This window comes from Mesorhizobium sp. M0276, from assembly GCF_040321755.1.
In the GTDB taxonomy this organism is placed as follows: domain Bacteria; phylum Pseudomonadota; class Alphaproteobacteria; order Rhizobiales; family Rhizobiaceae; genus Mesorhizobium.
In genome coordinates this window covers 14,742-25,308 of record NZ_JAMYSC010000003.1, presented here as the reverse complement: position 1 = coordinate 25,308, position 10,567 = coordinate 14,742, and the positions used below count along the sequence as shown (strand labels likewise).

Genomic DNA, 10,567 nt, shown 5'->3' with positions numbered 1-10,567 from the left:
AGGCCGTGATCCGTCACACCCCCCTCTGTCCTGCCGGACATCTCCCCCGCAAGGGGGGAGATTGGCAGCGTTGATGTCCCGCCAACCTTCCAATCTTGGAGATTGGCGAAAGCCGAGGCGACATCCGATCTCCCCCCTTGCGGGGGAGATGCCCGGCAGGGCAGAGGGGGGTGCTGTCCCGCCGAGTTTAGAAGTGTCTGCGCGCCACCCATCACACCTCCACCCTCGCCATATGATCCCCGCCAAACTGCTCCCACCGCGCCGGAGCCGGCTCAAACCCCTGCGGGCGGACCAGCGAAGGAACCTGGCGCGTATCGATCTCGAAATGCTCGTGCCGTCGGTCGATGGTCGGAACGGCGGCGATGAGCTTCTTCGTATAAGAATGCTTCGGTTGCGACAGCACCGAGGTCGCATCACCGATCTCGACGATCTGGCCGGCATAAATGACGGCGATCCTGTGCGCGATCCGCTCGACGACCGCCATGTCGTGCGAGATGAACAGATAGGCTAGCCCGAACTCGCGCTGCAAATCGACCAGCAGCTCCAGCACCTTGGCCTGCACCGAGACGTCGAGCGCCGACACCGCTTCATCCAGAACGACGACGGAAGGGTTGAGCATCAGCGCGCGAGCAATGCACAGCCTTTGCCGCTGGCCGCCGGAGAATTCGTGGGGGTAACGCTCCAGGCTGTTTTTCGGCAGGCCGACGCGTTCCAGCAGGCTCGCCATCCTGGCCCGCGTTCCGGCATCGACCCGACCGCCGGTGGCGATCACCGGTTCGGCCAGGATGCTCTCGATGCTGAGCCTCGGATTGAGCGAGGCGTAGGGGTTCTGGAACACCATCTGCACGGGCAGGGCGCTTTGCTGAGCAGAAGCTTTTCTAGCCCCGACCGAGAAGCTGCCGCGCGTCGACCGCACCAACCCCAGGACGGCACGCGCGGTGGTCGATTTGCCCGAACCGCTCTCGCCGACGATGGCCAAAGTTTCGCCCGGCATTAGGTCGAAATCGACGCCGTCGACGGCATGCACGGCGCCGGTGGCGCGGCTGAAGAAACGGCTCTTGAGAGGAAACCGCACCACGAGGCCGTCGACCTTCAAGGCCGGCTCGTGGCTCGCGCCCTTGTCGCGCCGTCCATCCGAACGCGTGGTGCTGCCGTTGGTGAAATGCGGCACGTCCCGCAGCAGATGCTGCGTGTAGGGGTGCTGCGGATTGTCGAGGATCTGGTTGAGCTCGCCCTGTTCGACGGCCTGCCCGTTCTGCATCACCATCACCTTGTCGGCGATGCCGGCGACCAGGCCGATGTCATGCGTGATGAAGATCATCGACATGCCGGTTTCCCGCTTCAGTTCGGCAAGCAGCGCCATGATCTGTGCCTGCACCGTCACGTCGAGTGCCGTCGTCGGCTCGTCGGCGATCAGCAGGCGCGGATTGCAGGCCAGCGCAATGGCGATCATCACCCGCTGCAGCATGCCGCCCGACAGCTGGTTGGGCGTGTATTTCAGCCGCCGCGCGGCATCGGGAATGCGCACGCGGTCGAGCGCATCCTTGGCCGCTGCAGTGGCTTGCCTGCCGGTCAGGCCGCGGTGCAGGCGAAAGGATTCCTCGATCTGCCAGCCGATGGTCAGCACCGGGTTGAGCGAGGTCATCGGCTCCTGGAAGATCATGCCGATCTCGGCACCGCGAATGCCGGTCAGTTGCGGTTCGGTCGCGGTCATCAGGTCGAAAAGGCTGCCGTCGGCGCGTTTCAGCCTCATGGCGCCGCCGGTGATGCGGCCGCCGCCGAAATCGATGAGGCGGTTGATCGAGAGCGCGGTGACGGACTTGCCCGAGCCGCTTTCGCCGACTATGGCCAGCGTCTCGCCATCGGCGAGATCGAAGCTTATGCCGCGCACCACTTCATTGGCTTGCGAATCGCGGCCGAAGCCAACGCGCAGGTCACGAACGGACAGCAGCGGGATCATGCCGGCGCTCTCCGCATCTTCGGGTCGAGGATATCGCGCAGGGCGTCACCCAGCAGGTTGAAGCCGAGAATGCTGATCATGATCGTCAGCCCCGGAAAGATCATCAGCCAGGGGGCGGTCTCCATCAGATTGCGGCTGTCGCTCAGCATCAGGCCAAGCGAGGCCGCCGGCGGCTGCGTGCCGAGGCCAAGAAAGCTCAGGCCGGCTTCGGTCAAAAGCGACCATGCCAGCGCCAGCGTCACCTGCACGGTCAAGGGTGCCACCAGATTGAGCAGCAGATGGCGCGTCACGATGTAGCTCGAACTGCTGCCGAACGTGCGTGCGGCATCGACGAATTCACGCGCCTTGAGCGACAGTGCAGGGCCACGCACCACGCGGGTGAATATCGGAGTGTAGACGATGCCGATGGCAACGACGCTGGTCCAAGTGCCGGGTCCGGCGACGGTGACGATGAGCAGCGCCAAAAGGATGGCCGGGAAGGCCAGCAGCACATCCATGATCCGCATGACAGCACCGTCCCAGCGGCGTCCGAGCCAGGCGGCGGCCAGCCCGAGCACGGTGCCGGCCAGAGTGGCGAAGGCCACCGAGAAGAAGGCAACCGTGAAGGACTGGCCGATGCCTGCCATCAGCCGGCTGGCCACATCGCGGCCGAACAGGTCGGTACCCATCCAGTAGACGCCGTTGGGGGCATGCAGTCGGTCGACGCGGTACTGCGTGATGGGATTGTGCGGCGTCAGCCCCAGCATGGCGAGGATGGCGACCGTGATATAGGCGCCGACGATGACGCCGCCGATGCGGCCGCTGCCGTGGCCGAAGATGGCGCGCAGGATGCGCATCAGGACTCTCCAAGCCGGATGCGCGGATCGAGCCCGACATAGGCGAGATCGACCAGGAGATTGACGATCATGAAGTTCAAGGCGATGAACAGCACGCTGCCCTGCACCAGCGCGTAGTCGCGCTGCTGGATCGCGTCCAGCACCATGCGACCGAGGCCGGGCAGCGCGTAGATCTGCTCGACGATCACGGCGCCGCCCAGGAGGTAGCCGAACTCGATGCCGCTCAGCGTCACGACCGGGATGAGCGCGTTGGGCAGAGCGTGCCGCCAGATGACGCTGCGCGCCGAGGCGCCCTTGCTGCGCGCGGTCCGCACATAGTCGTCGCTCAACACATCGAGCATGGCAGAGCGCGATATGCGGGTGACCGACGCGGCGAAGGCGAAGCCGAGCGTGATGGCGGGCAGGATCAATTGGCTGAGATTGCGCAAGGGATCCTGCCAGAGCGGTGCGAACTCGCCCATCGCCGGCAGCACGCCGAACCCGGCCGACAGCGTGTAGATGATCAGCAGGCCTAGCACGAAGCTCGGCGTCGACTGGCCGATCATGGCGACGATGCGCACTCCCAAATCGGACAGCTTCTCGTTGTGCGTGGCGGCATAGATCCCGGCCGGCATGCCGGCAGCGAGCGCGATGATCATCGAGAGCACAGCCAGTTCGAGCGTCAGCGGGAAGCGCTCGAGGATGACGTCGAGCACCGGCCTGCCATAGGTGACCGAGATGCCGAGATTTCCATGCAGGATGCCGCCTATCCAGCGCCAGTACTGGACGAACCAGGGCTGGTCGGTGCCGAAATAGGCGGCGAGCGAGTCGCGCTGTGCCGGCGTCAGCAGCCCGGCTTCGGTGCCCAGCATCGCCGTGATCGAATCGCCCGGCACCATCCGGATCGCCACGAAGACCAGGACGGATACGCCAAGCAGGACGAGAGGAAACGTCGCCAGTCGTCGCATCAGATAGTTCACGCGAAGAAGTCCTCTCGTCCAATGCCGGTGGCTACTGCTGGATGGTAACCTTGCTCAGGCTGAACAGCGTACCCGTCGGCGTCGGCACGAACCCGGCGATGTTCTTCTGCTGGGCCGTATAGCTGTAGGATGTGTAGAGCCAGATCCACGGCGACATTTCAGTGAGGTGCTTCTCGAACGCGGCGAAGATCGCCTTGCGTTTTGCCGGATCGGTTTCGGCGCGGCCCTGCTGCATCTGGCTGTCGAGCGTGTCGTCGATGTAGTTCGCCACCTTCTGCAGATTGCCCGCCTTGGTCCAGTAGCGGTTGTACATGGTGTAAGGGTCGGCGCGGCCGCCGTTCAAGGCAATCGCCATGTCGAAGTCGCCCTTCAGCCAGGCGTCGACATAGACGTTGAGCTCCATCATCTTGATGTCGAGCTTGACGCCGATTTCGGCGAGCTGCGACTGGATGACCTGGGCCTCCGCCGCTGCCGTCGGCGGTTCGCCGGTGGCGCCGATTACGGTCGCCGAAAAGCCGTCGGCATAGCCGGCCTCTTGCATCAGCTTCTTGGCCTTTTCGACGTCGCGCTTGTAGCAGAACAACTGACTCGGGTCGGTCGCGAGCGCCGGAATGGTAAGCGGCCCGGTGACCTTGCCTTCGCCCAGCGAAGCGGTGTCCAGCACTTCCTGGCGGTCGATGGCGCAGGAGATGGCCTGGCGCACCTTGAGCTCGGTCATCGGCTTGCGCGACGGATTGAGCTGCAGCACGTGATAGGCGAGCACCGGCACGCGGTTCAACTGCAGGCTGGATTCCTTCGGCACCAGCGTGGCGACGAGCGGGTCGTTGAGCAGCGCGAAATCGATCTGCTTGGTGCGCATGGCGGCCAGGATCGCAGCTTCATCGGGAAGCACGCTGATTTCGATGCCGTCGACACCGGTTGCGCCCCCGGCCCAATCCTTGTTGGCGCTCAAGACCTCCTTGGCGTTAGGGTCCCATTTGTCAAGCTTGAAGGGTCCCGAGCCTAAAGCCTTGGTGCCGATCGAGCCGGCCTTGATTTCGCCGGCCGGGACGATGGCCGCGTTGACGTCGCTCATCGCGGTCAGGATGGGCGCATCGGGCTGCGACAGATGAAACACCACGGTCGCTGCATCCGGCGTATCGATGCTTGCGATCGACAGAAAGTTGGCACGAGCCGCAGCCCCCGTCTTCTCGTCGAGGATGCGTTCGAACGATGCCTTGACGTCAGCCGAGGTCACGGCGGCGCCGTCCTGGAATTTCGCCTTGGGGTCGAGCTTGAAGGTCAGCTCCTTGCCGTCCTTGGAGAACTCCCAGGAGGTGGCGATGGCAGGGATGATCTGCAGGCTGGCGTCGACCCGCACCAGCGGCTCATAGATCAGTTCCAGCAGCCGCAGCGACGAAAAGGCCGTCTGCTTGTGCGGATCAAGTCCCGTGGCGTCCTGTGACCAGGCCATGTGCAGCGTTGCCGCGTGGCTCGAAACCGTCGCAATGCCGAGTATAGCGGCCAGCGTGATACCTGAAAGCAGTGTTCTTGTGAGATGCCTTGCCATTTTCGTCTCCCTTTGTGATTTGACTCGATGCCTTGCAGTTCTGCCGACCGCTTCCAAGACACACATGCTTTGGACCATCGGCCCAGTCTATGCGGCTCATGCCGTCATGTCGCTGATTGCCTTTCGCAGGAACCCGCCGGCCTTGCCGAGAGCCGCGCGCGCCTCCTCGACACCCATACCGGTGATCGTCACCAGGATCGCCAGCTTGACATCGTTGCCGGTCTGGCCGAGCGCCTGCTTTGCCTGTCGCGCCGTACAGCCGGTCGTCTGCATGACGATCCTGATCGCCCTGGCGACAAGCTTCTTGTTCGACGGGTTAAGGTCGACCATCAGGTTCTGATAACTCTTGCCGATGCGGATCATCGAAGCGGTGGTCAGCATGTTGAGCACCAGCTTCTGCGCGGTTCCCGACTTCAGCCGTGTCGAGCCGGTGAGCACCTCCGGGCCGACGACCGGCGAGATGGCAATGTCGGCGATGCCGGCGATGGTAGACGCCGGATTGCAGGACAGGGCGACCGTCGTTGCGCCCACCTGCCGGGCATAGTTCAATCCGCCGATGACATAGGGCGTGCGGCCGCTGACCGCGATGCCGACCACCACGTCGTCTGCTGTGAGCGTGATCTCCCGCAATTCCTTGGCGCCCATTTTCGGATCGTCCTCGGCGCCTTCCGTCGACCGCACCAAAGCGTCGGGACCGCCGGCGATCAGGCCGACCACCATGCCTTCGGGCACGCCGAAGGTGGGCGGACACTCCGATGCATCGAGAACGCCAAGCCGGCCGCTGGTGCCGGCGCCCATGTAGACAAGCCGCGCGCCTCTCTGGAAGGCAAGCACGATACGGTCCACCGCGGCAGCGATTTCAGGCAGGACCTTTTCGACAGCCGCCGCAACAGCCTTGTCCTCGTCATTGATCTTGCGCAGGACGTCGATGGTCGGCAGCAGGTCGATATCCATCGTCCTCGGGTTCCGGCCCTCGGAGACCAGCCGGTCCAGCTCAGACATCAACCCTTGCTCGGTCATCCCAGTGCTTTCAAGAGCCATGCGGCACAGCCGGATGAGCACGGCTCACCGATCGGGAGCGGGCATATGCGGACCTAGAGCCCGTCCTCGCACCCTGTTTTCTCTGTTAACTTTTTAGAATTGGATATTCGTATCGTCAACAGAAATCTGGAATATTTTATTCCTTCGGGGCAAGACGCTGCCGTCGGTGAACGGACCTCTTGGCAAGGATGATCGCGCCGGACACGGCATCGCCGTCAGCAGGCTTCAGCCGGCGCCGGACGTCGGGGGAGAGCCACGGTTCGAGCGCGCTGGCGAGGCCGCCGAGCAAGGCCACACGCGGCGCGCCTTTTTCGAACAGCACGCGCACCAGCGTATCAATCTGCTCGGCCGCACTTTGCACGATGCGCCGTCCGACCGGATCGCCCTGATCGGCGTGGCGCATCACCATCGGCGCCAGGGCGGCATAGTCCGTGGGGCTGGCGCGGTCCATCCAGGCGACGGCTTCCATCGGATCGTCGTCGAAACGCTGCATCACTTCTGCCAGAAGTGCTGTCCGCTCATGCCGGCCGTCATGGGCGCGCAACGCCAGCTGCACGGCTTTCAGGCCGAGATCGGCACCGCTGCCCTCGTCGGAGATCGGAAAGCCGTAGCCGCCGAAACGCAGGTCGCGTCCGTCGACAAAGCCGAGGCCGATCGAACCGGTGCCGGCGATGACGATGGCGCCGTCCTGGCCCGAATGCGCGCCCAGGCAGGCGCCGACTCCGTCGCTGACGAAATCGATGCTGGCGAAGGGATGCGCGATCGCCCTGAGTGCTTCCAGCGCGCCCTTGCGGCCGATGCCGGCAAGGGCGATGCCGGCGTGGGTCCGGGCGATCTCCGCAGCCCCGAAACCCGCCTCTTCGACCGCCGTGCCAAACGCTTTCGCGACCGACGCCCAGGCTGCGTCGATGCCGAGCCGCGTCGTCGCCGGGCCCGACAGTCCTTGTCCCAGAACGGTGCCATCCGAGTCCTCGATGCGGGCGCGACAGCCGGTGCCGCCTCCGTCGACGCCGAGAAAATAGCGCCCCGGGCTCATGCGCTCAGCCGCTCGATATCGGCGCCGCACAGGCGCAGCTTGTGGTCCAGTTGCTCATAGCCGCGGTCGAGGTGGTAGACCCGGTTGATGATGGTTTCGCCCTCGGCGACCAGCGCCGCCAGCACCAGCGACACCGAAGCGCGCAGGTCGGTGGCCATCACCTGCGCGCCATGCAGTTTCTCGCCGCCGCGCACCAGCGCCGTGGTGCCTTGCTGCTTGATGTTGGCGCCGAGCCGCATCAATTCGGGAACATGCATGAAGCGATTCTCGAAGATGGTTTCACGCAGCAGCGATGCGCCGTCAGTGCAACACATCAGCGCCATGAACTGCGCCTGGAGATCGGTCGGAAACCCCGGATAGGGTTCGGTGGTGAGATCGACAGCCTTGAGTGGCCTATCGCGCGAGACGATGAGCCCGCGGTCGCCGGGCCAGACGCTGACGCCGGTGGCCTCCAGCAATTGCACAACCGAGGCCATATGCTCGAGCCGGGCATGGGTCAGCTCTAGCTGGCCGCCGGTGATCGCTGCGGCAATCGCATAGGTGCCGGCCTCGATCCGGTCCGGGATGATGTCGTGCCTGGCCGCATGCCAACTTGTGTCGCCGGCAATCAGGATGCGGTGCGTACCGGCGCCCTCGATGCGCGCGCCCATCGCGTTGAGGCAAGCGGCCAGATCAGCCACTTCCGGTTCGCGGGCCGCGTTGAGGATCTCGGTTTCGCCCTTGGCCGTGGTCGCTGCCATCACGGCGGTTTCCGTCGCGCCGACAGATGGTGAGCTCAGGACGATGCGCGTGCCGGTCAGTCCGTTCGGCGCTGATGCGACGATCGAACCGTTCTCGATGGCAATCCTGGCGCCCAGTGCGGCGAGTGCTGAGACATGCATGTCGACCGGCCGCGCACCGATCGCGCAGCCGCCCGGCAGCGAAACCCGGGCATGGCCGAAACGCGCCAGCAGCGGCGCCAGCACGAGCACCGTCGCCCGCATTTTTCGCACCGTGTCGTAGGATGTCTCCTTGGATACGGCGGCACTGGTGTCGATCGTCGCGGCATGCGCCGTCCGCGTCACTTGGGCGCCGTGAAGCCGCACCACGCCGAGCATGTTTTCGACGTCGGTCACATCAGGCAGATTGGTCAGTTCGAGCGGGAAGGGGCTGAGCAGCGCGGCCGCTATCTGCGGCAAAGCCGCGTTCTTGGCGCCGGATATGGTGACCGCGCCTTCCAGTCTTTGTCCGCCGACGATCCGCAATCTGTCCATGGTTTGAAACCTTTGTGCGAAAGCCGGCCACACACGGGCGGCTCGCTCTGGAGATGTTGCTCCGAATTCCGGATCTTGGCCCGATCCAGTCGAGAATTAATTCCACGTTCTTGGCTGTCAATCGGAATTGGAATATTTTATTCCTTTTGCCGTCACCTGAAAGCGCGAGGGAATCCGTGTCAGTTCTGAACAGGATCAATGCGAAGCTCGACGGCATGGCGCCTGGCGATCGTGAGATCGGCCAGTACATCGTCGACAATCCCGACCAGATGCTGCGCCTGTCGACGGCGGCTCTTGCCGCCGAGATTGGACGCAGCCAGTCGAGCGTCGTCAAGTTCAGCCAGAAGCTCGGCTATGCCAGCTATCAGGAGCTCAAGCTCGCGGTCAGCGAGGCCAAGGCGCAGGAATGGCAGGTGCCGGCGGGCATGATCCACGGGTCGATCGAGGTCGGCGACAACTACCAGGTCATTTTGAAGAAGCTGATCGGCAGCAAGCTCCTGTCGATGCAGCGCACGGTCGCCGCCAACACCGAGCGCATCATCTCCAGGACGCTGGAATTGCTGGATGGCGCGCGCCGCATCCATCTGGTCGGCGTCGGCGCTTCCTCGCTGGTGGCGCGCGATTTCTCCTACAAGCTGATGAAGCTTGGCCGCAATGTCCTGCATGACAGCGACAGCCACATCCAGATGGCCAATGTCTCGACGCTCGGGCCAGGCGACGTGCTGTTCGCACTCTCCTATTCCGGCGCCAGCATCGAAACCTTGCGCATCGCCGAGCTTGCCTACAAGCGCGGCACGACCGTGATCGCAGTCACTGGCCTGCACGACAATCCGCTGAGCCGCGTCGCAGACATCTGCCTCTACACCATCGCCGATGAGGAGCGGGCGCGCTCGTCCTCGATCACCGCGCGCGATGCGCAACTGGCGCTGACCGACTTGCTGTTCATCCTGCTGGTGCAGAAGCAGCCGGACGCCAACGATTATGTCCACAACAGCGAAGCGGCGGTTTCGGTGCTGAAGGCCGAGCGGTCTTCGTAGCGCCACAGGCGACACCGGACCGCGCTACGCCGGGCTCACGGCCGTTCTGGCTCAACAACTGCAGCAATTCCATCTCTTGCCTGTCACCCGCGAAGGCGCGACCCTGCCCAATCAGGCGAAACGCTTCCGCCGAAATCCGCAAGGAGAGAAAAATCATGACATCCGATGTGGCCGTCATCGCAGGCGCCGGCGCTGGTCTGAGCGCCTCGCTTGCGCGCCTTCTCACCCGCGAAGGCTTTCGCGTGGTTCTGGCCGCCCGCAACGTCGAGAAGCTGAGCGCTCTGGTCGACGAGACCGGTGCGCTTGCCGTGGAGACGGATGTCGCCGACGCCGCATCCGTGGCCAAGCTGTTCGACGCCGCCGACAAGGCCGGTCCGCTGGCGCTCGTGGTTTTCAATGCCAGCGCGCGCACGCGCGGCCCGATCGCCGAACTCGATGCCGAAGCGGTCAAACAGGCATTGCTGGTCGGCGCCTATGGCGGCTTCCTGGTCGGCCAGCAGGCGGCGCGTCGGCTCCTTGTCCGGGGTTCCGGATCGATCCTGTTCACCGGCGCCACCGCCAGTGTGAAGGGATTTTCCGGCTCGGCCGGCTTTGCCATGCCGAAGTTCGGCCTGCGCGGCTTGGCGCAGTCCATGGCCCGCGAACTCGCCCCGAGGAACATCCACGTCGCCCACTTCATCATCGACGGGGCGATCGAGCCGCCCGGTCAGCCCGGTGACCCGGACCGGCCGGACCGCCGCCTGTCGCCGGACGCCGTCGCCGAGGCCTATTTCGCTGCCCATCGCCAGCATCGCAGCGCCTGGAGTTCGGAGCTTGAGCTGCGGCCCTGGGTCGAGACGTTTTGACAATCCAACGGGTCGCCCAAGGGGCGACGTCATCGTGCAAGCCTTGATCAG

At 64.5% G+C, this 10,567-nt stretch carries 9 protein-coding genes; 2 read left to right on the top strand and 7 right to left on the bottom strand.

From position 1 onward, the window contains the following. Nucleotides 1-211: 211 nt before the first annotated feature. The 7 genes from NKJ01_RS03390 to murA form a co-directional block, all read right to left on the bottom strand. Entirely contained in the window at nt 212-1,960 is a 1,749-nt protein-coding gene (locus NKJ01_RS03390) for an ABC transporter ATP-binding protein (protein ID WP_352726092.1), read from the bottom strand. Next, the gene (locus tag NKJ01_RS03385) at nt 1,957-2,796 is read right to left on the bottom strand and encodes an ABC transporter permease (RefSeq protein WP_352600557.1); all 840 of its coding nucleotides are present in this window, start codon (nt 2,794-2,796) and stop codon (nt 1,957-1,959) included. Before NKJ01_RS03385 ends, NKJ01_RS03390 begins: the two co-directional genes overlap by 4 nt. Continuing rightward, the gene (locus NKJ01_RS03380; RefSeq protein WP_352726089.1) at nt 2,796-3,755 is read right to left on the bottom strand and encodes an ABC transporter permease; all 960 of its coding nucleotides are present in this window, start codon (nt 3,753-3,755) and stop codon (nt 2,796-2,798) included. The genes NKJ01_RS03385 and NKJ01_RS03380 overlap by 1 nt, the downstream gene beginning before the upstream one ends. 31 nt (nt 3,756-3,786) lie before the next feature. After that, nucleotides 3,787-5,304 (bottom strand): ABC transporter substrate-binding protein, encoded by a 1,518-nt coding sequence (locus NKJ01_RS03375; protein ID WP_352726087.1) that lies wholly within the window; start codon nt 5,302-5,304, stop codon nt 3,787-3,789. Between the two features lie 96 nt (nt 5,305-5,400). After that, nucleotides 5,401-6,324, bottom strand: coding sequence for an N-acetylmuramic acid 6-phosphate etherase (murQ, locus tag NKJ01_RS03370; RefSeq protein ID WP_352726497.1), 924 nt, complete (start codon nt 6,322-6,324; stop codon nt 5,401-5,403). Nucleotides 6,325-6,481: 157 nt separating this feature from the next. Then, the gene (locus NKJ01_RS03365; RefSeq protein WP_352726085.1) at nt 6,482-7,381 is read right to left on the bottom strand and encodes a glucosamine kinase nucleotide-binding domain-containing protein; all 900 of its coding nucleotides are present in this window, start codon (nt 7,379-7,381) and stop codon (nt 6,482-6,484) included. After that, nucleotides 7,378-8,634: a UDP-N-acetylglucosamine 1-carboxyvinyltransferase gene (gene murA, locus NKJ01_RS03360; RefSeq protein ID WP_352726083.1), complete on the bottom strand. Its 1,257-nt coding sequence runs from the start codon at nt 8,632-8,634 to the stop codon at nt 7,378-7,380. Before murA ends, NKJ01_RS03365 begins: the two co-directional genes overlap by 4 nt. 176 nt (nt 8,635-8,810) lie before the next feature. Here murA and NKJ01_RS03355 point away from each other — a divergent pair, with 176 nt between their 5' ends. Next, a complete protein-coding gene (locus NKJ01_RS03355) occupies nt 8,811-9,671 on the top strand; it encodes a MurR/RpiR family transcriptional regulator (protein WP_352663647.1) in 861 nt (286 codons plus the stop codon). Nucleotides 9,672-9,826: 155 nt separating this feature from the next. Further along, entirely contained in the window at nt 9,827-10,516 is a 690-nt protein-coding gene (locus NKJ01_RS03350; protein ID WP_352726081.1) for an SDR family NAD(P)-dependent oxidoreductase, read from the top strand. Nucleotides 10,517-10,567: the final 51 nt, after the last annotated feature.

Bases quoted from the DNA above. Each gene is read 5' to 3' on its own strand.
- NKJ01_RS03390 (WP_352726092.1), bottom strand. From the start codon at position 1,960: ATGATCCCGCTGCTGTCCGTTCGTGACCTGCGCGTTGGCTTCGGCCGC.
- NKJ01_RS03385 (WP_352600557.1), bottom strand. From the start codon at position 2,796: ATGCGCATCCTGCGCGCCATCTTCGGCCACGGCAGCGGCCGCATCGGC.
- NKJ01_RS03375 (WP_352726087.1), bottom strand. From the start codon at position 5,304: ATGGCAAGGCATCTCACAAGAACACTGCTTTCAGGTATCACGCTGGCC.
- murQ (WP_352726497.1), bottom strand. From the start codon at position 6,324: ATGACCGAGCAAGGGTTGATGTCTGAGCTGGACCGGCTGGTCTCCGAG.
- NKJ01_RS03365 (WP_352726085.1), bottom strand. From the start codon at position 7,381: ATGAGCCCGGGGCGCTATTTTCTCGGCGTCGACGGAGGCGGCACCGGC.
- murA (WP_352726083.1), bottom strand. From the start codon at position 8,634: ATGGACAGATTGCGGATCGTCGGCGGACAAAGACTGGAAGGCGCGGTC.
- NKJ01_RS03350 (WP_352726081.1), top strand. From the start codon at position 9,827: ATGACATCCGATGTGGCCGTCATCGCAGGCGCCGGCGCTGGTCTGAGC.